General features: G+C 60.6%; 15 protein-coding genes and 1 pseudogene. 10 read left to right on the top strand and 6 right to left on the bottom strand.

The genetic code is table 11. From position 1 onward, the window contains the following. Window positions 1-225: 225 nt before the first annotated feature. The 3 genes from ABC729_RS09330 (at window position 226) to nqrF (ending at window position 5687) form a co-directional block, all read left to right on the top strand. Window positions 226-2910 carry a TonB-dependent receptor gene (locus ABC729_RS09330; protein WP_495607347.1) on the top strand — a complete coding sequence of 895 codons (2685 nt, stop codon included), beginning with the start codon at window positions 226-228 and terminating at the stop codon, window positions 2908-2910. 213 nt (window positions 2911-3123) lie between these two features. Continuing rightward, the gene (locus tag ABC729_RS09325) at window positions 3124-3840 is read left to right on the top strand and encodes a PepSY domain-containing protein (protein WP_488964074.1); all 717 of its coding nucleotides are present in this window, start codon (window positions 3124-3126) and stop codon (window positions 3838-3840) included. Next, window positions 3840-5687, top strand: a complete 1848-nt coding sequence (gene nqrF, locus ABC729_RS09320) for an NADH:ubiquinone reductase (Na(+)-transporting) subunit F (RefSeq protein ID WP_488964075.1) — start codon at window positions 3840-3842, stop codon at window positions 5685-5687. Before ABC729_RS09325 ends, nqrF begins: the two co-directional genes overlap by 1 nt. A 114-nt stretch (window positions 5688-5801) precedes the next feature. Here nqrF and ABC729_RS09315 read toward each other — a convergent pair whose 3' ends face one another. After that, window positions 5802-6224 (bottom strand): AAA family ATPase, encoded by a 423-nt coding sequence (locus tag ABC729_RS09315; protein WP_488964076.1) that lies wholly within the window; start codon window positions 6222-6224, stop codon window positions 5802-5804. Window positions 6225-6541: 317 nt separating this feature from the next. Further along, on the bottom strand, window positions 6542-11590 hold the full coding sequence (locus tag ABC729_RS09310; protein WP_495607346.1) for an SIR2 family protein: 5049 nt from the start codon (window positions 11588-11590) through the stop codon (window positions 6542-6544). 262 nt (window positions 11591-11852) lie between these two features. Between ABC729_RS09310 and ABC729_RS09305 the strand changes: the two genes are divergently transcribed. Then, a complete protein-coding gene (locus ABC729_RS09305; protein ID WP_495607345.1) occupies window positions 11853-12329 on the top strand; it encodes a YciE/YciF ferroxidase family protein in 477 nt (158 codons plus the stop codon). A gap of 64 nt (window positions 12330-12393) precedes the next feature. Continuing rightward, entirely contained in the window at window positions 12394-13530 is a 1137-nt protein-coding gene (locus ABC729_RS09300; protein WP_495607344.1) for a zinc-dependent alcohol dehydrogenase, read from the top strand. A 42-nt stretch (window positions 13531-13572) separates the two neighbouring features. Here the strand turns inward: ABC729_RS09300 and ABC729_RS09295 are convergent. Next, window positions 13573-14711, bottom strand: a protein-coding gene (locus tag ABC729_RS09295) for an IS3 family transposase (protein ID WP_495607343.1) whose coding sequence is annotated in 2 segments (ribosomal slippage) — window positions 13573-14456 and window positions 14456-14711 — 1140 coding nt in all. Because the reading frame shifts where the segments join, the coding sequence is not laid out codon by codon here. A gap of 83 nt (window positions 14712-14794) precedes the next feature. Between ABC729_RS09295 and ABC729_RS09290 the strand changes: the two genes are divergently transcribed. After that, on the top strand, window positions 14795-15721 hold the full coding sequence (locus tag ABC729_RS09290; RefSeq protein ID WP_495607342.1) for a diflavin oxidoreductase: 927 nt from the start codon (window positions 14795-14797) through the stop codon (window positions 15719-15721). Between the two features lie 216 nt (window positions 15722-15937). Here ABC729_RS09290 and ABC729_RS09285 read toward each other — a convergent pair whose 3' ends face one another. The 3 genes and pseudogenes from ABC729_RS09285 to ABC729_RS09275 all read right to left on the bottom strand — a co-directional run. Further along, window positions 15938-17404, bottom strand: coding sequence for a caspase family protein (locus tag ABC729_RS09285; RefSeq protein ID WP_495607341.1), 1467 nt, complete (start codon window positions 17402-17404; stop codon window positions 15938-15940). 126 nt (window positions 17405-17530) lie between these two features. Further along, window positions 17531-18037: a LysR substrate-binding domain-containing protein gene (locus ABC729_RS09280; RefSeq protein WP_495607340.1), complete on the bottom strand. Its 507-nt coding sequence runs from the start codon at window positions 18035-18037 to the stop codon at window positions 17531-17533. A gap of 42 nt (window positions 18038-18079) precedes the next feature. Further along, a pseudogene (locus ABC729_RS09275) lies at window positions 18080-18394 on the bottom strand (IS5/IS1182 family transposase); the annotation flags it as partial. A gap of 477 nt (window positions 18395-18871) precedes the next feature. On the opposite strand from ABC729_RS09275, the gene ABC729_RS09270 reads away from it, so the two are divergent. From ABC729_RS09270 to ABC729_RS09255, 4 genes are read left to right on the top strand one after another with little or no spacing between them, the layout of a single operon-like run. Further along, a complete protein-coding gene (locus ABC729_RS09270) occupies window positions 18872-19441 on the top strand; it encodes a hypothetical protein (RefSeq protein WP_495607339.1) in 570 nt (189 codons plus the stop codon). Next, window positions 19438-20826 carry a 7-cyano-7-deazaguanine synthase gene (locus tag ABC729_RS09265; protein WP_495607338.1) on the top strand — a complete coding sequence of 463 codons (1389 nt, stop codon included), beginning with the start codon at window positions 19438-19440 and terminating at the stop codon, window positions 20824-20826. Before ABC729_RS09270 ends, ABC729_RS09265 begins: the two co-directional genes overlap by 4 nt. Continuing rightward, window positions 20817-21998, top strand: a complete 1182-nt coding sequence (locus ABC729_RS09260) for a helix-turn-helix domain-containing protein (protein WP_495607337.1) — start codon at window positions 20817-20819, stop codon at window positions 21996-21998. The genes ABC729_RS09265 and ABC729_RS09260 overlap by 10 nt, the downstream gene beginning before the upstream one ends. Next, window positions 21973-22608, top strand: a complete 636-nt coding sequence (locus ABC729_RS09255; RefSeq protein ID WP_495607336.1) for a PIN domain-containing protein — start codon at window positions 21973-21975, stop codon at window positions 22606-22608. Before ABC729_RS09260 ends, ABC729_RS09255 begins: the two co-directional genes overlap by 26 nt. The last annotated feature ends 67 nt before the right edge of the window (window positions 22609-22675 follow it).

Genomic DNA, 22675 nt, shown 5'->3' with positions numbered 1-22675 from the left:
AAGGGACGGGTTCCGCCCTGGTATGGCCCGATCCACGGAAATGCCCCGATCATAACAAGACAATAAGGGCCGGGGACTGCCGGGTCGTCTCCGCTTCGGCCATCACGGTCGCGGCGGGGACCACCGGTCATGGGGGACAGACATCCAATTCTACGGGCAAGGACATTGCCGGCACCCCAAAGAACGGGCTGCCGGTCCGTGCCCGACCTGGAACGGGGACATCAAATGAAGAACTTCACGGGGAACCTTTTTCTTGCCACCGCGCTGGCCGCGGGCGTCATGACGGTGCCGGCCATGGCGCAGAACAGCAAGCAGACGCTGGAAGAAATCGTCGTCACCGGCAGCCGCATCGCGCGGCAGGACATTACCGGCCTGGGCCCGGCAACCGTGCTGACGCAGGAGGCCATCGCGAATACGGGCGTGACCAGCATCGAGACCTTGCTGCAGAGGCTGCCGTCCAGCGCCGGCTTTGCCGGCAACCAGACCAACGCCTATTGGGCCAATAACGGCTATGGCACGGCGCAGGTCAATCTGCGCGGTCTGGGTATCAACCGCACCCTGGTTCTGCTGAATGGTCGCCGGGTGGTGGCCGGCGGCACCGGCGCCAACTCCGCACCCGACTTGAACACGATCCCGGTATCGATCATTCAGCGCATTGACGTGCTGAAGGACGGCGCATCCGCCATCTATGGTGCGGATGCCGTGGCCGGCGTGGTGAACATCGTGACCCGCACCGACTTCAACGGGGTCGAGGTTTCGGCTAAGTACGGGATCACCGACGAAGGCGATGGGGAGGAGAAGAGTGCGGACCTGACATGGGGGGTGTCCGGCGACAAGGGTTCCATCGTTACGTCACTCAGCTACGCCAAGTCCGGCTCCGTCAACCTTGCCGACCGGGAGCCCTGCGGCCTGGGAGAGAGCGGCGGGCAGCTTGTCTGCGTCGGCAGTTCATCCACCGCCGGCGGTCGGGCGCTGCTGCCCAACGGCCAGAGCATCAACTTCAACCAGACGCCCGGCGGCAACGGGAACTTCTACGAGCCCTATTCCAGCGCCAAGCACAATTTCAATTCCAACCCCTTCCTGAATGCGGTGAACCCGATCGAGCGCGTATCGGCGAGCATGTTCGGGCACCTGAACGTGTCAGACGATGTGCGCCTGTTCAGCGAGCTGATGTTCACCAACCGGCAGTCCAACCAGATCGCCACGCCGGGCACGCTGCGTAACCTGACGGTAGCGGCGAACAATCCCACCAACCCGACCGGGCAGACGCTGGTCATCCAGGGCCGGCGTCTGGTGGAGCCGGGACCGCGCGAATTCTACCAGGACGTCGATACCTGGCGCACCGTGCTGGGCCTGGACGGGACGCTGGGGAACGGCTGGCGCTGGGAAGCCGCCTTCAACTGGGGACGCAACAAGGGCGTGGACGGTTCCACAAATATTGCTAACCTGGATCGTGTCCGTCAGACGTTGAACGCCAGCGCCTGCAGCAGTGCTGCCGGTGCCGCCATTCCATGCGGCGACTATCTGGGGGCGGGCGACCTAACCCCGCAGGTTCTGGACTATATCCTCTATACCAGCCGCGACAGCGGCGGGAACGAGCAGATCAGCGGCACTTTCGACCTGACGGGGACGTTGCTTGAACTGCCGGCGGGCGACCTGGGCTTTGCCACCGGCATCGTCTACCGGGAGGAAAAGGGATGGCGAGACCCTGACGCGCTGACTGTTCTGGGCATCGCCAACACCAACCAGCAGGATCCGATCGCCGGTCGGGTGAAAGCCAAGGAGGCTTACCTGGAACTGCAGGTGCCATTGTTGGCCGACCTGCCTTTCGCCCAGCGGCTTGAACTGAACGCGGCCGCCCGCTATTCCGACTATGACCTGTTCGGCAGCGCCGACAATTACAAGGCTGGCCTGGACTGGCAGGTGGTCGACGGCCTGCGGTTCCGCGCTACCTATGGAACCGCGTTCCGCATCCCCAACGTGCCGGAGCTGTTCGGCGGCGTGTCAGAGGGCAACCTGACCACGACCGATCCGTGCAGCAATTATTCGTCCTTGCCGTCGGGCTCCGTCGTGGCGGCCAACTGCCGGGCCAGCGGCGTTCCCGCCGGCTTCCGTCAGCTTGGCAACACGGTGCTGACCACCGTCGGCGGCAATAGCAACCTGAAGCCGGAGACATCCGACAGCTTCACCATCGGCACCGTGCTCCAGCCCGGCTTCGTCGAGGGTTTGACCGTCACGGCGGACCTGTTCGACATCCGTATCAAGGATGCCATCAGGTCCATCCCCGGTTCCACCAAGCTGTCGGTCTGCTACAATTCTGCCGGCCTCACCCACCCGTTCTGCGGGGCGCAGCATTTCACCCGCAACACCCTGACCGGCGAGATCAACTACCTGTCAGCCCAGCCGGTGAACACGGGTCGGGAGAAGATGCGCGGCATCGATGTCGGCCTGTTGTACCAGTTCGATCTGGCCGATCTGGGTGTGGTCATCGACTGGAACACCACCTATCTCGACAAATATACCATCACCCCGTTCCAGGGTGCGGCACCGATCATCTTCGACGGGTTCATTGGCGGCGGCAATGGTGGCTTCCCGCATTGGCGCTCCAATCTCAGCGGCACTGTGTCGGACGAGAAGTGGAACGCCACCTACTCCGTGCAATGGATCGGCAAGGCGACGGACTTCAACGCCGCGCCGACGGCGATCGGCTACCGGACGCCGAATGTCTTCTATCACAACATTCAAGCCGGCTATTCGGTAATGGATAGCGCCCGCATCGCAATCGGTATCGACAATCTGTTCGACCGGGATGCACCGTTCATCCAAAGCTGGACGGACGGCAATACCGACACCATGACTTACGACCTCCTCGGTCGCCGCGGATACGTGCGCGTGACGTACAACTTCTGACCCGGTATCGGCGCACGGCGTCAGCCGCGCCCCCCTATTGTACCATGTCCCGGTGATCGCAACCGATCCCCAGGACCTCAGTCGCCGGCGCCAACATCCGTTGGCTTGGCTACGCGCCCCGAGGCGCGCGGCGGCAGTCGCCGCCTTACCAGATCCCGATGAGTTCTACTCACCGGGATCTGGTATTACCCCAAAACGTCCCTGGAGGCGTGAATGCATCCGGCTTCCATTGCCAGGAAGACACATAAGTGGCTGGCCCTGCTGATCGGCATCCAGGCCGTGATCTGGGCGGTCAGCGGCCTGTACATGGTCGCGGTTCCGATCGAGATCATCCATGGTGACCATTTCATCCGCCCGCATGGCGCGGCACCCCTGCCGCTGGACCGGGTGCGCGTCGAGATGGACGATATCCGCCACACGTACGGCGATGTCCGCGGCGTGCGGCTGAAGATGCTGCTGGACCAGCCCTATTACGTGGTCGAACGGTCCGCCAGCACCGTACTGGTGAGTGCGGTCACAGGGGTGGAGAACCCACCCCTGGACGAGGCGGCGGCGCGCAAGGTGGCACTCGGCCTCTATGCGGGCCGTTCGGACATCCAGTCGGCCAGCCTGCTGCCGGAGGCGCCATCGGAAATCCGGGGCCGGGCCGCGCCGGTCTGGCAGGTGCGGTTCGATGGCTGGAATGACCATACCCTCTACCTGTCACCAACGACCGGGGACCTGTTGGCACGCCGGCACAATCTCTGGCGGCTCTTCGATTTCGTCTGGATGTTCCACATCATGGACTATGTAGAGCGCGAGGACGTCAACAACACGCTGCTGCGGGTCGCGACGCTGACGGCCGTCGTCGCCATGTGCAGCGGTATCTGGCTGCTCTTCTACAGTTTTCGTCGCCGCAAGGCGACCATGGCCCAGATGGGGAGGCGTTGATGCTTCAGACTCTCCGTTGGTTCCACAAATGGGTCGGCCTGCTGATCGGCTTGCAGTTCGCGCTATGGGCGGCAAGCGGCGCGACAATGGCCCTGATCAACCATCACGACGTCATGGGCGACCACACTCGCCGGGCCGCTGCACCGCTGCTTCTGCCGACGGACACGCCTTTTCTGCCATTGGCGGACGTTCGGTCGCACCTTGCCGGCAGCGCGGTCGTCGCCCTGCGCCTGCGGCCGCTCTTGGACGATTTCGTCTATGAGGTTCACACCGCCAAAGGCGTTCACCTCCTCTCGGCCCGCGATGGGTCGCGCGTGTCTGTAACTGAGGACGTGGCACGCCGCGTCGCGACGGCTGATTATGCCGGTGCTGCCCCTGTCGCAGGCGTGGAATGGTTGGCCGGGCCGAACCTGGAAACCCGCAAACATGAAGGGGCGATATGGCGCGTCGCCTTTGCCGATGCCGACAACACCACGCTCTATATTTCTGCCGAAACGGGGCGGCTGCTGGAACGGCGCAATGATGCCTGGCGGCTCTGGGACATCGCCTGGATGCTGCACATCATGGATTACGGGGAGCGGGAAAGCTTCAACCACCCCCTGATCATCCTGGCCGCTGTCGCTACGGCATGGCTGGCGGTCACCGGCCTGTTCCTGGTCTATGACAGTTTCGGACGGCAGGATTTCCAACCATCGCGGGTGACGCGCCGGCTGCGCAGACAGGGCGTTCCAGTTTCGCTGCGCACGGCGTCGGGCACCGTCCGGGCGCTGACGCTGCCGGAAGGGGCGTCCTATTTCGACGCTCTTGCCGGTGCGGGCATCACCCTGCCGTCCAATTGCGGCGGCGGCGGCAGTTGCGGCCTGTGCCAGGTCACCCTTGCCGGTGCGCCGGTGGGCGATGCCGACCGCCAGCACATCCCCCTTCGTGCCCTGGAGCAAGGCTGCCGCCTTGCCTGCCGGCACAAGGTCGTGCCCGGCAGCACCGTCACGGTTCCCGACCAGGCGCTTGATGGTGAAGGCTTCCGGGCGGAGGTCGCCGGCACCCGCTTCCTCAGCCCCACGATCAAGGAAGTGAGGCTGCGTATGAAGGCTGGGACCATGCCCACCTACCGTGCCGGCCAGTTCATCCAACTGGCGATCCCGGCCTACAGCACCGGACCGGACCGGTTCGGCGTACCCGAGTGCTGGCGGGCGGACTGGCGACAACTGGCCGTTCCGGAGGCCATCAGTCACCAGGGCGGCCTTCGCCGGTCCTACTCCATGGCGACCCACCCAGGCGAGTTGCTGAACGAGATCGTCCTGAACGTGCGCTTCATGCCCTCCCCCGATCCGGCCGCGATCCCATGCGGCGCCGGATCAAGCTATGTCTTCGGACTTCAACCCGGCGACGAGGTCCGGTTCTTCGGCCCCTACGGCAACTTTGCGGCACGGGAAGGCAGCCGGGAGATTGTGGCGATCGGGGGCGGGGCCGGTATGGCCCCGCTGCGGGCGATCATTCGTGACGAACTGCTCCGCAAGGACTGCAAGGGCCGGATCACCTACTGGTACGGTGCCCGCTCCGTGAAGGACATTTTGTACCGGGAGGAATTCGAACGGTTGCAGCAGGAACATACCGGTTTCACCTGGAACGTCGTGCTTTCCGAGCCGACCCCCGGTGACGACTGGCATGGGCACCGAGGCATGGTGCACGAGGCTGTCCGGGCCCAGTACCTGGCCCGCCACCGCGACCTGCGATCCTGCGACTTCCTGGTCTGTGGTCCGCCAGCCATGCTGAAGGCGACGTTGGAGGTGCTCCACAGGTTGGGCATTCCCCGCGACCGGATTGCGTTCGACGACTTTGGCTGCTGAGCCGGTTCGAGATATTCATCGAGGCCAGGCCGCCGATGTCAGAAGCTGGCGGCGGCTTGGAGCTTCAATACGGGAGGGATGAACGCCACATTAAGTACGCCTTTCCGATACAATTTATTCACTCGGATAGGGATCGTCAGCGCCCGCCAATAACGCTCGCAGCGCATCTACCACTGCTTTCTTGCCGATGTTGTTGGGGCCGACGATGACATTCATGCCGGGCCGGAATTTCAGCGTAGCGTCCGAGATTCGCCTGAAGTTCCTGATCCTGAGTTCCGCCAAATGCACGTCTACCCCCCAGGGTTGTTGATGGCCTAATCTCACCGCGCGTTCGGCTGTGCCGAAAGTGGAGCTTTCCGCTCGCATTCCAAATGGGGGCTTGGCAAAGATACTATTTGAAGTAGGCAAAGCTCCCTGCTGCGTCGAAAGCGACCGGGCGCCCAGCGGCCCAGTTGTAGCCAGCGCGTTACGGGTGTCAGCTCTGCGCGGGTCGTTCGCCAAAACCTGTCCGTCCGCTTCCAGCCCCAATCCGGGCATAAGGTGATAACCATGAGGATGAATTACCGGGTCAAATGTTCACGGATAAATTGTCATGCCATCGGTCGAGGCGCGCCCCCGCATCCAAGATTTGTCAAAAAATCCCAGCAAGATCAGAATCTTGCTGGGGTTTGTGTATTGGTGTGCAGCGCAACCCTATGGGAAGTTGCAGTAAAATCAATAGCTTGTCGCCGCAGGTTCAAATCGGGTGTCCATGACCACGCATCCAACATGCGAATTCAGCGGACAGGTACTCATCGCCTATAGCCTTCACCGACTCCGGCGCGCCTCAAGGTCAGTCCCGCTTCGGCGTGGCGTCATAGCTGCGGCGGTGGCAGCCGCGCCGAGACGGGGCCGGGGGTTCCCCAGGGTTTGCCGGACGTCATGTGGTATCCGACGCGCCGGGCTGAGCGCTCGGCCATGGACTGCATGCGGTCGGCGGCGGCGAGATTGCCGCGCTGGCGTAGGATGCGAGACAGCAGCTCCGTCAGGCTGATGCGCCGCAGCACCAGGTCGTTCAGCTTGGCGACACGCATGGCCTTGGCGGCCATGTCCCCGGCCAGCTGCGTCTCTCCCTGCGTCAGGAAGATCTCGGCCCGCGTGCGCAGCGCCTCGATCCGCAGCCGCGGTATGTCCATGCGCTCCGCATACTGCTCCGCCTGGGTCACGTCGCGCAACATGTCGGCGAGGGGAACGCCGGTCGTCAGGTTCAGGCGCACCGCCGACAATTGCGCGAAATGGTAGAAGTCGGCGAAGCCCCCGGCTTCGGCTACGCGCAGCGCATGGTCCAGCTCCTGTCGCGCTTCGCCGACTAGGCCCTTGCGCCGCAGCAGGTCGGCTAGACCCCGGCGCAGGTAGCTGACGGGCCGGCGATGGTTCATGCGCGTGAGGGTGTCAATGGACTTCCGGTATTCCTCCTCTGCCAGGTCATAATTGCCTTTCAAGTGTTTGATCAGGGCGCTGTAGCCATCTGCCAGAGTCCGCAGCAGCAGTTCCTCGTCCTCGCACTGCCTGACCTCATCGAAGTAGCGCTGGGCCTGGGACAACTGCCCCAGGTCGATAGCGCACAGCCCCCGGTTCAGCATCATGCGCCGGGCCATGGTGCCGACGCCGCCCTCCGCCTCCTTGCTGGCCTGGATGGCCCGCGTGACGAAGGTCTCCGCCTCGCGGCAGCGCCCCTGGACCAGGGAAAGCACGCCGATCTCATTCATCAGCCAGGCGATCTCGTCCTGGTAGAAGGGGGGCGCGTCCTTGGGTTCGACGGGTTCGACCTTCCCTTCCTGCTCCTTTGGGTTACACTTGACCGCCTCCGCCAGCATCCAGCGTAGCAGCAGCCGATGCCGCTCCAACTGCCCCAGCCCGCCTAGTCCCGGCGCCGGCAGGGACTGCAGGTTGGCAAAGCGGCAGACCATGCCGAAGGACAAGAGCGTGCGCACCACGCCCAGCGCAGCCCGAAGACGCGCAGGCCGCGCCTTGCCATTATCCGCAGCCGGTCCGGCCGTCGCCGATGGATAGTCGGTCAGCGCGCAGACGACATCGTAGAGGAAGATATAGGCGTCAGCGTTCAGTTGCGGCAGGCTGCTGGCCTGGCTGGTGGACAGCGAGGGAATGAACAAGGTCCCCTCTACCGGCTCTGTGATCTGGGCCCCCAGTTTGTTGTACACGAAATGCTGGACTCCGCGATGAACCTGGTAGCGCCGGGGCCAGATATCGGTGGGTGTTTCCGACAAGTCGCCCGACGTCGCTCCCAGATGGTCGATCCGGAACGCCAGCCCCTTGATGTCCACGATGATCTGCAGCGCCAGGCCCGTCAGGAACTGCAGGCGCAGGCACCGGTCGGCTTTTCCCCGATCGCTATCCGCCGTTTTCGGGACGATCTGGTCGTAGATGCGCACCAGTGCCGGGCAATAGGCGAGGACGGCGGCGGCGACGGGGATGGAGATGATGGCCAGGTGTCGGATGATGGTTTCATGGAACTTGGCACTGATGATCAGCTCTATCTCGTCGTCGCTGAGTTTCTCATCCAAGGGGTCGGAGATGCCGTTGAACGTCGATCGATCCGGGTTCGCGAACGCTATAAGGTCCTTCATGATAGAGGATTTGTCAATATTAGCGATAAATTTATTGTCATTATCTTTCGGTATTTTCGGATTATGATCCGATATCCAGTTTAAATACCAATAGTTTGTCACCTCGTCCAAAACATTCATCAATTTATTATTCTGTCCGATTCGCCCAATCGACAGGCATCCTTGCATTTCTTCTCGAGGAATGTTCTTGTTTAGGGCCTCATTCTTTAGGATATGGTGTAAGAGATATTGCCCATAAACGGTGGCATCTGGACCTTCATAGGGGGTTTCGTCAATTTTTCCAGCGAAGGAGCGGGAGCGGGAAGTGAGGTCGAGCAGGATGTTCTGACCGCTGGAGACCGAATTCGGTCCACTGCGGAACGTCACCGGCGCCGGTGGATTGCGGTAGCGGGGCAGCGCCGGCGCCTTCCTCCCGGCTGGGGCGGCGCCAGCCAGGAAAAGCGGACAGCGGTCGGAGCGCACAAAGACGACGATGTCGATATCGGTGTTCGCCATGTAGGGGCCGAACAGGATACGCATGATGTCATTGATTTCCGTATTCTTGGCTTCGCCATTTTGATGGAAGAGCATATCCAGGGAGTTCAGGACGATCAGTTGGCGCTCGCCCTTGCTTGCGGCGCCCCGGGCCCGCCGCCGGTCGATCGCCTCGCGCAGGCGTTCGGTACGCAAACTGGTCGGCGCCATCTTCGTCCGCCCTGTATGCGAACCATAGTCGCCGATGAACTGGATCAGGGAATCCCAGACCGACGCAACCTCGCAGGAGAAGCTGAACCCCGCGAAGAAGGCGCTCTTGTAGGAATTCTTGTCGCATCCCTGGAGGTGGCGCAGCAGCGACATGAACAGCAGGCCCTTGCCGCTGCCCATCGGGCCGCTGACGGCGACAATGCGCCGCGCCGTCGCCCGCCGGTTGAGGGCCTCGACAATGAATTGGGCCGCGTCGGACGATACGTTGCCGGCGATGGCATAGTGTCGGACGACGATGTTGGTACGGGTGCTGGTGGCTTGCGACACCAAGGAGGGGGGCGGGCTGGCCGCCAGGCTCCAGGGTGGCGGCAGGCCGATATAGCTCGAGTGTTGGCCGCGCGGCGCCGGCGGGACCTTCCAGGCTTTCCACCAATCATGCCAGGATTGCTTGATGCCCAGCAGGGCGGCGCACAGGGACTTGGTCAGGACAGCGGATTCAACGCTGGCTGTCCAGGCCCGCAGCGCGCGGAACAGGCGCCATTCCCTGTCGGTCAGCTCGTCCGGGGACATGCGGGATAGGACCGCCAGCGCGGTCTTCACGATCTCCTCCAGGGCGATGAGCTCCTGCTGGATGTCGGCCTTCGACCGCACGTTCGTCGTACCCTCGATGGCGTAGAACGATTCCCGCGTAAGTATCTCCCGGCATGTGCCCAGGTGTTCCGTCAGCTTGCCTTTGGCATCGACGGCGGTGCGTGGCAATTCATTCCGGGCCTCCGACGGCTTGTCGGCGTGCGTGCAGGCGGCGCGGCGCACCGCCTCAAGATGTTCGACAAGGTTGCTGAAGCTAGTGGCGATGGACTTGCATAGCTGCAGGACTTTATAGAGCCAGGCGTCCGGCTTCTCGGACGTACCGGCCAAGCCGTGATAAAGCACGTAGATGCCGTAGCGGCTGAAATGCTTGATTGTCGTCGCGCGGCAGGTTTCCGGCGAATCCAGTGCCGGCATGAGTGCCAGGACCGGGCGGTTGACATCCGGTTCCAGGGTCAGGAATTCCCGCAGCGGCCGCAGCAGGTCATCCTCATTCAGGCCTACGCCGACGAACAGCACGGGATTGCCGCCGAACAGGATGGACAGGCCCTGGCGATAGGTGTCGGCCACCTCTCCATTGTCGATATAGGTGGCTCGGTAGTCGCGGTCGGTTACTACCAGGCTGCTGTCGCTGGTCGACCGACCGTGCAGATGCACCACCTGCACGGCATACTCGTCTTCCGACACGGCGAAGTCGATCAGGTCGGCGGTCCGGTCGCCGTCCAAGGCTATGTCGCGGCTGCGTCCGCCAAGCGGGCCTGTGCGCTCATAGCCGGCGTAACCTGACGCGCTGGCGGAAGAGTGGGAGCCGAAACCCAGATCATCCAGATAGCGCTCGACCTCCAGGTCGTAATTGATCGTGGCGAGACGGTTGACGTTCAGTTCCTGGATCAGGCAATGCAGCGGATCATGTTGCTTCGCGACCACCTCGTCGCGGTGGCGAAAAGGGACCGGACTGGCGGTTCCGACCGCTCTCAGCCACGCCCTGAACAGCCCCTCTTCGCCGCTGGACCCGTCAGAGATGCGGGCATGCGCGCTTCTGCAGGAATCCTCGTATCGGATGATGTCCAGCGCAAGCCCGGTCATAAAATAACAGGCCGGTGGAATTGGCGTATGGTCGCGGTACTCTCCCTTGATGCTGTCGCGCATCGAAGTGAACAGGTGGTAGGCGCTGCTATAGATAGGAGCGTTGTACAGTTTATTCTTTTCTAATTCGCTGCATACGCCTGTAAAAACTTTCTTGTGGAAGAAATATGATGATGTCCTGCCGGACGGCAGGTTTGCGCGGTCGTGGGGAACGAATTCAACCAGAGACTTGATCACGTCCTTCCATTTCGTTCTCAAGTCCTCCGGTGGCTCGCTTTTGGTGAGAGGGGAGATGAATATGAGGTCCTCCTCGCCCGCCGGGATCTCATCGAGCGGTAGGAAATAGCCGTTCAGGATGGAATAGATGTTCCTGCTTTCATCGAAGGTCTCGCGTTTCAGGACGGACTGGAAGCAGAAGCGTCCGTAATCTTCCGGCGTCGCGAACTTCTCCTTCGCACCGTTTTCCTCCCGCATGCCCATTTGCTCTGCCAACGCCCGGATTTGGTCGAAATCCAGAAGGCACCAGAACTGTTCGCAAAGATTGAGAACGAAGACCTGGTCGATGGTGCGCTTCTTCTCATAGTCATCGACTTGGTTCCTCAGCATCGTCAACAGGCTGTCCAGGTTCCGGCCCCGGGGCGTGCCGTTGCCGGCGGCTCCCCGCTTGAACCTGAGGATGTGGAGCGCATGGGTATAGGCAAGGTCCGCCCAGGAAATGCGGCCATAGGCCATGGATAGGCCAGCCCCCAAGAAAGCTACGATCTGCTGGAGATTGAGCGCTCGGTAGAGCAGGAAGCGCCCCTGTTCCCGGATCCGGTCATAGTCCAGCCAGCCGGCATGCGCCTCCTGAAGATAGGGCCAGTGGTTGATGATGGCGTTGTCCGATTCCGAAACACCGGCCTCCTGGTTACCCGTCATGGCGCATCCGATTGCAATTGAGCCTTATTTCTATTCAGATATAATAGCGCATTATATATTTGTAATTGAATATCGCGATTTTTCTCTCCAGATTCTTCACATTCCGATTTCAAGGAGCCGCGCGGGGTGAGCCTGGCGTCCGCGCTGTGCTATGGTCGCTCCGACGAAAGGGATGGGTTCAGTTGAGAGTTCCGGATGCCGGCAGGCGTCCGAAAGTCCTGGGAGAACGAACCCGCGATCCGCGGGGCAGTGGTATGGGGATTTGTCCTCCGGTGCCGTTCGATGGGCGGCGCAGTTGCCGGTTCGGGGCCAGAATGGGGGACATGCCCTGGCCTCGTTTGCTGGATTCATAGATGTCTGGGCCGATCGGGCAAGGCGTCTGAAGCAGGCGTTCGAGACCCATATTATCGAGACCTCCCACCAGATCGACCGGTTAACGCAGGTGTTCGAACTCTGCGGCGCGCAAGTCAGGATCGTGGACTGCCCCGCCTTCGACGGCTTCGTCAGAGAGACGGACGACATCATGGCGGACATCGTCGACAAGGACGTCCTGGACGAGGCGTTGATCGCCGCCGCGCGGGCGATGGAGCATTACCAGATTTCCCGCTATGGCAGCTTGGCCGCATGGGCGGTACGGCTTGGCCGGACCGATGGGGCGATCCTCCTGCGCCGGAGCCTCGAAGAGGAGGAAGTGGCGAATGACAGGCTGGCGATGCTGGTGGAGCGGAAGGCGACGTGACCGACAGCTCCATGTCCATCCGTACCGCAGGACGACCTTGCGTAACCATATTCGGAGACAGACCATGAAGGCCCTGTGCTGGCACGGCAAAGGCGACGTCCGCTACGACACCGTACCTGATCCCCGTATTGAATATCCCACCGACGTCATCCTGAAGGTGACGAGCTGCGCTATCTGCGGTTCCGACCTCCATCTCTACGACGGCTACATGCCGGCCATGGAGAGCGGCGACCTCCTGGGGCACGAGACGATGGGCGAGGTGGTGGAGATCGGTTCCGCAATCTTGAACCTGAAGATCGGCGATCGGGTCGTCATCCCCTTCAACATCTCCTGCGGCGACTGCTTCTTCTGCCGCAAGGGCATGTTCTCGCTCTGCGACCGTTCCAATCCCGATGCGGAGAAGGCGGCCAAGGCCATGGGCCATGCCCCGGCGGGCCTGTTCGGCTATTCCCATCTGACGGGCGGCTATGCCGGCGGCCAGGCGGAGTATATCCGCGTGCCCTTCGCCGATGTCGGGGCGCTGAAGGTCCCGGACGGGTTGACCGACGAGCAAGTGCTGTTCCTGTCCGACATCTTCCCCACAGGATACATGGCGGCGGAGAATGCGGAGATAGAACCTGGCGACACGGTGGCCGTCTGGGGCTGCGGCCCCGTGGGACAGTTCGCCATCCAGTGTGCCTGGATGCTGGGAGCGGGTCGCGTCATCGCCATCGACCGGGTGCCAGAGCGCTTGGCCATGGCGGCGGCCATCGGCAAGGCGGAGATCATCAATTTCGATGATGCCGGCAGCGTCTATGATCGTCTCATGGAGATGACCGAGGGCCGCGGTCCCGACCGCTGCATCGAGGCGGTGGGGACGGAAGCCCATGTCGGCGGCTCCTTTGACGCTGTCATGGACAAGGCTAAGACCTTGTTGATGTTGGGCACTGACCGGCCGCATGCCCTGCGCGAGGCACTCTATTGCTGTCGCAAGGGCGGCACCGTCTCCGTTCCCGGCGTGTATGTTGGCATGCTGGACAATATCCCGTTCGGGGCGACGATGAACAAGGGACTGACCATCCGCACGGGCCAGACCCATACCCACCGCTACATGAAGCCCCTGCTGGTCAAGATCATGGACGGCACCATCGACCCCTCCTTCGTCATCACCCACTGCGTGGGGCTGGAGCAGGGGCCGGAGATGAGAGCTGGTCCCCGGTGAGCGGACAGTTTTTGTTCGGCGTTAAGCTTGGTCCTGATCAGTTCACGCCGCCAAACACAGTCTTTCCGCCCCTTGCCTGTATGCCTCGTCGGGTGTTTGTCCCCCGAGCGCGGAATGAGGGCGTTGGGTATTGTAGTAGTCGATCCATCGTCCGATCCCGGTCCTGGCCTCGCTGCCGGTCTCGAAAGCGTGGAGATAGACGCATTCGTATTTCAGGGACCGCCAGAGCCGTTCGATGAACACATTGTCCATCCAGCGGCCCCGTCCATCCATGGAAACCTTGATACCGGCATTGGTCAAGATGCCGGTGAATTTCGGGCTGGTGAACTGGCCGCCCTGGTCGGTGTTGAAGATTTCCGGTTTGCCGTGCCGGGCCATCGCCTCCTGCAAGACCTCCAGGCAGAAATCGATGTCCATGCTGTTGGACAGTTTCCAGGCCAGCACCCTGCGCGATGCCCAATCCATCACGGCGATCAGGTACAGAAAACCCCGCCGCATGGGAATGTAGGTGATGTCAGTACACCAGACATGGTCCGGCCGGTCGATGGTCAGGTCCCGCAGCAGGTAGGGCCAGATCTTGTGCTCGGGATGGGGAACGCTGGTCTTGGGTCGCTGGTAGATGGCGGCCAGCCCCATCCGGACCCTCAACCGGCGCACCCGCTTGCGATTGACGACATGACCCTGGCGCCGCAGATGGTGGGTCATCTGCCGACTGCCGTACCAGGGCGTCTCCAGGAACTGGGCGTCGATCACCCGCATCAGCGCCAGGTTCTCAGCACTCTCGCCCCGCACCGGCCCGTAATAATGCGACCGGCTGATCGACAGCAGCGCGCATTGCCGGACAACCGACAAGCCGGGATGGGATCGATCCACCATTTCCCGCCTCCGACCGGCACTCATCGACCGGAGGCCTTGCGCAAAAAATCCCGCTCCACCACCAACTGGCCGATCTTGGCGTGCAGCCGGTCGATCTCGGCGCCATCAACCACCGGCGCAGCCTCGGCCTTGCCGGAAAACGAGGCGGCCATTCCTTCAATCGCCTGCTTGCGCCAAGCGTTGATCATCGTCTGGTGAACACCGTGCTTCGACACCAGTTGCGCCATCGTCAACTCGCCCCGGATCGCCTCCAGCGCCACCTTCGCCTTGAAATCCGCTGAATACCGCTTCCTCTGTCCCGTCATGTCGGTCGTCCTTCAATAAGGCCGAACCAAGCTTACCAAACTGTCCGCTCACTGGGGACCAGCTCTGCCAGACCCTGGAGGCCATGAAGCTGCCAGCCTCGACCATGGTGGAGATCAGGGACGCAGGCGAGATGCCGCTGGGCGAGGCGCTGGCCCGGCGGTTGGAGATCGCGCGCATCACGCCGGAAATCCTGGCCTTTGTCGGTCAGCGGTCCTGTGACGAGAGGTTGGCCGATCTGCTGAGGGCGGAGCGCAAGGACGATCTGAAGCAATGGCTGTGGGGCCGGCAGATCATCGATCTGCTGCGGGCCTTCCCCGTCATGGCCACGGCAGATGAATGGCTGGGCGTGCTGAAGCGCCTGCAGCCGCGGCTCTATTCGATCGCCTCCAGCCCGAAGGCGCATGCGGATGCCGTCCATCTCACCATGTCCACGGTGCGCTATGCCTGTGAGGGTGCTGCCCGGGGCGGGGTCTGTTCCACCTTCCTCGCCGACCGGGCGGAGCAGGGGGAGGTGCCGATCTTCGTACAGAAATCGGCGCATTTCCGGCCGCCCGGGGACGGGACGGTGCCGATGGTCATGGTGGGGCCCGGCACCGGCATCGCCCCCTTCCGGGCCTTCCTCCAGGAGCGCCGTGCCATGGCGGCGAAGGGGCGCAACTGGCTGTTCTTCGGGGAACAGCACGCGGCCACGGATTTCTACTACCGCGACGAGTTGGAGGAGATGCGGCGGGATGGCTACCTGCATCGCCTGGACACAGCCTTCTCCCGCGATCAGGCCGACAAGCTCTATGTTCAGAACCGGATGATCGAGCAGGGGGCTGAACTGTGGAAATGGCTCCAGGAAGGGGCCGGCTTCTATGTCTGCGGCGATGCCAGCCGCATGGCGAAGGATGTCGACATGGCCTTGCGGACGGTCATGAAGACCCATGGCGGGATGAGCAGCGAAGATGCGGCGGCCTATCTGGGCCGGATGGTGCAGGACAAGCGGTATCTGCGGGATGTTTATTGACGGCTTTTTTGGGGAGGAGGGTATGCCGCGTTAGATGTTTCCTGCGGCATTCTTTGGCTGGGCGTGAAGGGTGGGCTGTTTTGTAATGGCAACTATGGGGCTGAATGCGGACTGACCGATCATGGATTAGAAGTATAGCGAACAGGACTGAAAATACGGATCCGATATCGTTCCCAGAGTTGTGTGCGACGGTTTATTACCACAACCGATTTAATCTTAAATTAGGTCGTCTATTGGCCCCTTCCGGACGATCCACCCCCGTGGAATATAGAGGCTTTCCTCCTTAGCAGCTGTGCTGGGCGTATAGGTAACTTTCAGAGATCGTGAGGGGACGATAAGTTCCTCAGCTAATTGCTGGTTTAAGGCCTCCGGATCGACCTCGGAGTGCTGCTTAGTCCCATCTGCAGAGTCCTTAGCGTCAGCCTTCAACCGCAGAACGTTGGCACCGCCGATGTAGATCGCTTCGACAAATGTGCCGTTTTTATTCTTCTTAGTAGATACTGTCACAGCAACATCGTGTCCTTTGCCTGGCACAGCATAAAAATCCCCACCTGCCGCAGTTAGCGTCTCAGCAATGAAATCAAAACTATCCTGTAGTTGGTTGTATCGTTGCAGTTCGAAAACCTCGTCGAAGTAACGGCCTTTGATAGAGGTCCGCAGTCTTCCCTTGGAATTGAAGAAAATTTCAAACAACATTCCATCAAGAATAGCCTTTCTTTTGTCGGGGCCGAATCCTTGTGTAATATTCATAAAATTTTTTATGAATACATCGGCAGATCCAGAAGATCCACAAGCGGCTTGGTATATATTGCGCCCAACTACGAATAGACTGTTCTTCGCCATCCTGTTGACTGATTTGGCGTCCAGTAGATCGATTGCCGGGTTTTGTTTGTACCAATTGTAAGTTTTAAGGCCCTGAATCACTTTATGGGAATTCTTTGTCGGGTCGATAACGAAGAGACTGTCAGCCAATGCCGTACCATCATACTCTTCAATTAGGTTACCTAGACTCATATTGAAATAGAATTCACCAGATAGGGAGGTGTGCTCCCACGAAGTTTGCTTCCCTTTCGTGGCTGCGGCGACTGTATTCCGTACACGTTTGAACATCGTTTCAATGGAACAGTCGGGTGTATCGATGTGTTGGAGAAGCGCTTCCGTATAAGTACCATTCCTTCCCGCCCCATCAGAAGCTACTTCGCCGGGGGATGTTGCGAAGCCAATGATCGTACCCTTTGGTGCGTAGACGGATGCTAGTCCGCGCGCACCAGGCCCACGATGCCACGCTCGCTCCCATGGATTGTTGCGACAAGCATCAAGAATAATGATTTTGGTGGAAGCTTGTGATTTGGCCATGACGTCGACCACTTTGTCGAGTGACAGTGAACTATGTTTCGCATCCGTCTCACTTTCCATGTCCGTGTCGAGTGCGAGGAGATAGTTGCTTCCTTCGATCTGCATGCCGTGGCCAGCAAAGAAGAATAGACCCACTTCATGCGTTTCAAGGAGGACACGAAAAGCTTTGAGCTGCTTTTCCATCTCCTTAGCCGAACAATCAAGGGCGACTAGAACTTCGAACCCATAGCCTTTTAGCTTCACTCCAAGATCTGATGCGTCATTTAACGGATTGGCGAGATCGTCGCCGGCAGGATAAGCGCCATTGCCTACTACCAGCGCGGCCATGCTCCGTTTCAATTGTCATTCCCCCGAACTATTATTGCCCATCATGGCGTTCAGCATATATCTGCTTCAGAGTATCGGCAAAGACAGGTTACATGTCCACAAAGGGCATATAATTATCCACCCCATTCAGCCCTCCTTCCCCGCAATAGCCCCTTCCACCCGCGCCAAGAATAGGTTGGCCGCAGCGGAGAGTTGCCTGGTCGGGCTGAGACATAGGGCGAGCGTGAGGGGCTTCAGGGTCGTGTCCATGATGGGGATGAAGGCCAGCTCGCCACCTGCCACCTCGTCCATAACATCGATCGAACTGAGAATCCTGATCCCGATGCCTTCGCGGACCAGCGATTTCAGCATCTGGATATTGTCGGATGCCGCCACGGTCGCAAGGGGGAAGCCGGCTGTGGCCTCAAGCGCCCGCACCTGCTCGCCGACGGCAAGCAGGGCGACCGGCACGATCATGGGTAGCCTGACGCAGGCGTTGAAGCGGCATCGGTCATGCCGTGCGAGAGGATGCCCGGTCGGCGTCACGAACCCCAGCACCACGTCGCGATTGGCACGTATATGAATGTCCTTGGAGCTTTGCGGGTTTAGCAGCACGCCGAAATCGGTCTCACCACGGGGCGGCTTTTCGGCCATTTTTTCCGTTGTCCGCCGGTTTGAGACGGAGTCCGGGTGTCATCAGGCTGTCCGCATGAGCTTGGGCAGCCTGATGAGGTTGTAGGCGGCGGCGTTTAGGGCAAAGACGCAGTCGATGCGGCCGGTGCCCTTGTGGCAGGTTTTGCGCAGGCCGGTAGCGGCCTTGATCCAGCCGAACACCTCATCGATGCGCAGACTGATGGCATAGCCGGGGTGGCGGGTTGTGCGGGCGTCGATGGCGCTGCTGCGCCGCAGGGCACCTGTCTCGGTCCGCTGTTCGTTGCGGGTGATGTGGGGCGCGACCCTGCGGGCGCGCAGATCCTTGACGAAAGCGCGCACGTCAAGCCCGACGTCCGACTTGGCCCTGCCATACCTAATCGTGAAAACGGTTATGCCGACCCGCCCTTCATCGCCGAATTCATCGAGGGCTGGGACGCTATTTCCGGCTTCCTAGAGGATTGCGGCCTGGAACGGATGACGGAGATCACCGGCATTGCCGGAGGCTGTCCTCCCCTAGTGAGCTGGTGCAAAGAATTTGCCTAAGCCCGGCGTGAACATCCTGATGGCAATTTGATAATGTCAGGTCGGGGAAATTCATTGTTCGACCGTCTATCTGCTGATGCGAGCTGATTAGCATACATGGCTGGTTCACAAGGAAATCGACCTGCATATATTCTTGTATGATTGAATGCTTCGGCTGACTGCCTTGGACGCAGCTAAGGGCCATCCGAGAGTGATGGCAGGTTAAGAGAATAATATTGTTGACAATGTCAGGTTTTCTGATCAAGGTAGGTCATATATGGCGGCCAGGATAAGCTGTGAGGAGGACTTCACATGAGCGATGGTCCGTACCGTTCCTTGCCAATGTCACCAAAGTGGAAGCAGGCGGCCAAGTGCGCTTTTCTGCCGTCCTTTTCGACGCCCGAGATTTCGGAGGCTCTGCAGCAGGCGGCGGAGCGTGACTGTCGAGCCGAAATCTCCGCGAGCCTTGTGCGTCGCGTGACGGCCCTGGTCGTCAGCGCAGATGAACTCGGTCTCTTCCGAGACCTGCCGACCACCGATCTGAACGGACTTCATCGCGATTGCGCTTCGACTATGGAACATGGGTTCGTGAACAACGCTATTGACGCGCTACAAGACGGCTTGAGTGGTCACGAAGCGCTCCAGTGGGCCGCGGAGGCCTGCGTGTCGGATCGTCTGCTCGCTGGCAGTCGTCAGATCGAAGAGCATATGCATCGCGAAACCTCGGATCACCGGGCGCGAGCAACCCGGTCACGACTTGAGGAAGCGCACAGCGGCGTCAATGTTGCCGGTGTCGCGCGTATGCTGCTGCGGACAGCAGATGCGCCGGCGAGGACCATAACCGTCGTTAATTCCGGCCTCGACGATGGAGTTCCGCTTTGATCACGAAGGCCTACCATGTTGCAGACGCGGCGCCGCACCGTGTTGATGCCATCGAAATTGGCGAGGTGCCGCGCGCAGGCGCGCGCGTGGCGACACTTGGCCAGACCATCACCTTGTCTATCGAAGGGTTAAAGGACTTCTTTTTTGCTGACTGGCGGCACGATTTGATTGACTTGCTCGTGATCGCTGGCGCCGTCGAATATTGCGACCTCAGCGTCCGGCGGCCATCGTGGGGCTGGGCGCGGTCGTTCGACTTGCTGGTTGCGGTTCATGAAGAGGACAAGTGGAGCACGCCTTCCGTACGCAACGCACTCGAAGAGGCTCTCTGTTTTCTGACAGGTGATCGCTGGAGTGTCAGCTTCATCAAACGACGTGATATTGTCGTGAAAATTAAGCCGCGTCGTTTCGTTTTTGACACCCCAGACAAGGTGATCATACCATATAGCGATGGGCTCGACTCCCGTGCTGTCGCAGCGATCGTTGAGGACGAAGAGAAGAGTGGCATCGTGCGAGTCCGTCTGGGCTCTAAAGGTGTTGACAGTGCGAAGGTGCCACGCAGGAAACGCCGCTTTGAGACCGTTCCCTTCGAGGTGAAGCTTGGCAAACGCCAGCGCGTCGAATTGTCTGCACGATCGCGTGGCTTCAAGTTTGCTGTTATCACTGGCATCGCTGCGCAACTTGCCCCCGTCGATCGCGTTGTGGTTACCGAGAGCGGGCAGGGCGCACTCGGGCCGATTCTCGCTTCGTCCGGACAGAGTTATCCAGATTATCGCGTCCATCCCGCTTTCACTCGACGTATTGAACGGCTGTTCGAGGCCCTCACCAACAAGGCACCGACTTATGAATACCCACGTATTTGGAACACCAAAGGGGAAACTCTTGCCAAGGCGAAAGCCCTTGCCAATCCGCCTACCTGGCATGATACACGCTCGTGCTGGCAGGACTCGCGTCACGTCAGCTTCGGAGGCGCTCGTCGTCAGTGTGGTGTCTGTGCTGCCTGCATGTTGCGGCGCATGAGCATCCACCGTGCGGCTATTGAGGAGCCTAGCTCGGAATATATCTGGGAGAACCTTGGCGCCGCCGAGATGGAAGATGGCACCGTGGCGGGTTTCTCTGGCATGTCATCGGCATTTCGCGACTATGCTCTCGCCGGCATCCTCCACCTTGATCATCTCGCTGCGCTTAGCGGATCAGAATTGCATAGACGAATCGTCCGGCGTGTCGCCCGCGAAACCGCCGAAGCGCTTGGGATCGAGATGGCCGAAGGCGAGCGAGCCCTGATGGGCTTGCTTGAGCGGCACCGGGCCGAGTGGCTCGATTTCCTCATCAGCCTCGGCAGCCGTTCATTCGTCGCCCGTGTGGCCATGGTGTCGCCATGGCACTGACCCCGGTCGGACTCTCGCCAAAGGATTTGGGAGACCTGCTGCGGCAGGCCCGCGAGAACGCCAAGATTACGCAGGCGGTAGCTGCGACCACGCTTGATGTCGCGCGCACCACCCTGGTTGCGATGGAACAAGGGCAGCGCCGACCGCGCGTCGACGAACTCCAAAAGCTAGCCGTCCTCTATGGGTTGTCACTCAATGAACTGCTCCGCCAGGACAGCATCCGCGTTGATCTGCGGCCTCGCTTCCGTCATGCTGGCGAACAAGGCGAGAAGCTTCAAGCAGCCATCGAACTGCTAAATCGGCTAGTCCAGGCCGAGGTCGAGTTTGAGGATTTGCTTGGTATTCAGCGCGCGCGGCTCGATCCGCCCGAACGCCCTATTTTGCCGGGCAATGTCAACCTTCAGGCGGAGCAAGACGCTGCGGAATTGCGCCAATGGCTGGGTCTCGGACTGGCACCGATCCACGATATCGTGAGTCTCCTCGAGCTGCAGTTGGGCGCGCGTGTCTATGTGCGGAAGCTCGACCCGAAAATTTCCGGACTTTACGCCTTCGATGAGCGCGCGGGCGCGTGCATATTGTTAAACGCAGATCATCCACGCGACCGTCGGACTCAGACTGGTGCGCACGAGTTGGGGCACTTCATTTCGACCCGCCAATCGCCTGACGCGCTCCATGACGGAACGCCTGAGTCGACCCGTGAGGAACGCTACGCGAACACTTTCGCGCGGTGCTTCCTGACCCCAGCCCGGGCAGTAAGTGTTAAGTTCCAAGAGCTTACTGCCGGAGCGTCAAAGCTAACCCGCCGGCACGTCATCTTGTTGGCGCATTTTTTCGGCATCTCCCGGGAAGCGATGGTCCGCCGTCTTGAAGAACTGGGACTCACGAAGTCGGGCACTTGGGACTGGTTCGTACAGCAAGGTGGAATCACTGACGTCCAGGCGCGCGAGGTGCTCGGCGATCTAATCCCGCCTGACGATGCCAAGGTCGACGCGCGGCGCCAGATATCGATGCGCATGGGCGTGATGGCCAGCGAGACTTGGCGCCAAGCGTTACTCAGCGAAGGACAGATTGCCAGGCTCCTCCACATCGATCGCGTCGATGCCCGGATCCTCATCGATGAGTTCGAAGCGGAAGGAGTTGAGACGGATGGATCCCGTTCGTTTTCGGCCTGAATTGCCGCTCATCGCTGACGCCAGTGTCTGGATCAATCTCGTTGCCGGAGGGCATGTGGTCGAGGTGCTGCGAGCATTGCACAAACCTATGATCATCCCGAGCATCGCTCTCAGTGAACTTGAACGTGGGCGCGATAAGGGCCGCATCACACACGCGGGCGTCTTGCCGCTGATCCCGGCCGGCTATGTAACCGTCATCGACCTGCCGGAGGAGGCGGAGGACGCTTATGTGAGCCTTGTCTCAGGGCGCGCCAGCCAGACGTTGGATGATGGTGAGGCTGCTACCCTTGCGCTTGCGCTCCATCTCGGCGCGACCGCGCTCATCGACGAGCGCAAAGCGATCAGTATCGCGGCCACCCGATTTCCGGCCCTCACCGTCATCACGACCACCGACCTTCTTCTAAGCTCGCAGATTCGAGCTATGTTAGATACCAGCCAACTCGCCAATGCGTTGTTTTCATCACTCATGGAGGCGCGAATGCGAGTTCCCGATCATTTGCTCGACGAGGTTTGTGCCTGCCTTGGGCCAGACAGAACACAGCTGTGCCTTAACCTTCCAGCGCGTGTGGGGAGCTTCCTACCAAACGATTTGAGCTCGCAGATCCGTTAGCTTGACCCAAGGACATAGTCTTCGATGATCCCATTCTCGTCGGCGCTTCGATGGCTTGGAGTCGTGG

Source organism: Niveispirillum sp. CC-CTL257 (assembly GCF_059489915.1).
Note: the sequence above shows the minus strand (reverse complement) of the source record. Positions and strands in the feature narration are given on the sequence as shown.

Coding starts and splice junctions, on each gene's coding strand:
- ABC729_RS09330 (WP_495607347.1), top strand. CDS start 226: ATGAAGAACTTCACGGGGAACCTTTTTCTTGCCACCGCGCTGGCCGCG.
- ABC729_RS09325 (WP_488964074.1), top strand. CDS start 3,124: ATGCATCCGGCTTCCATTGCCAGGAAGACACATAAGTGGCTGGCCCTG.
- nqrF (WP_488964075.1), top strand. CDS start 3,840: ATGCTTCAGACTCTCCGTTGGTTCCACAAATGGGTCGGCCTGCTGATC.
- ABC729_RS09315 (WP_488964076.1), bottom strand. CDS start 6,224: ATGCCCGGATTGGGGCTGGAAGCGGACGGACAGGTTTTGGCGAACGAC.
- ABC729_RS09310 (WP_495607346.1), bottom strand. CDS start 11,590: ATGACGGGTAACCAGGAGGCCGGTGTTTCGGAATCGGACAACGCCATC.
- ABC729_RS09300 (WP_495607344.1), top strand. CDS start 12,394: ATGAAGGCCCTGTGCTGGCACGGCAAAGGCGACGTCCGCTACGACACC.
- ABC729_RS09290 (WP_495607342.1), top strand. CDS start 14,795: ATGAAGCTGCCAGCCTCGACCATGGTGGAGATCAGGGACGCAGGCGAG.
- ABC729_RS09285 (WP_495607341.1), bottom strand. CDS start 17,404: ATGGCCGCGCTGGTAGTAGGCAATGGCGCTTATCCTGCCGGCGACGAT.
- ABC729_RS09280 (WP_495607340.1), bottom strand. CDS start 18,037: ATGGCCGAAAAGCCGCCCCGTGGTGAGACCGATTTCGGCGTGCTGCTA.
- ABC729_RS09270 (WP_495607339.1), top strand. CDS start 18,872: ATGAGCGATGGTCCGTACCGTTCCTTGCCAATGTCACCAAAGTGGAAG.
- ABC729_RS09260 (WP_495607337.1), top strand. CDS start 20,817: ATGGCACTGACCCCGGTCGGACTCTCGCCAAAGGATTTGGGAGACCTG.
- ABC729_RS09255 (WP_495607336.1), top strand. CDS start 21,973: ATGGATCCCGTTCGTTTTCGGCCTGAATTGCCGCTCATCGCTGACGCC.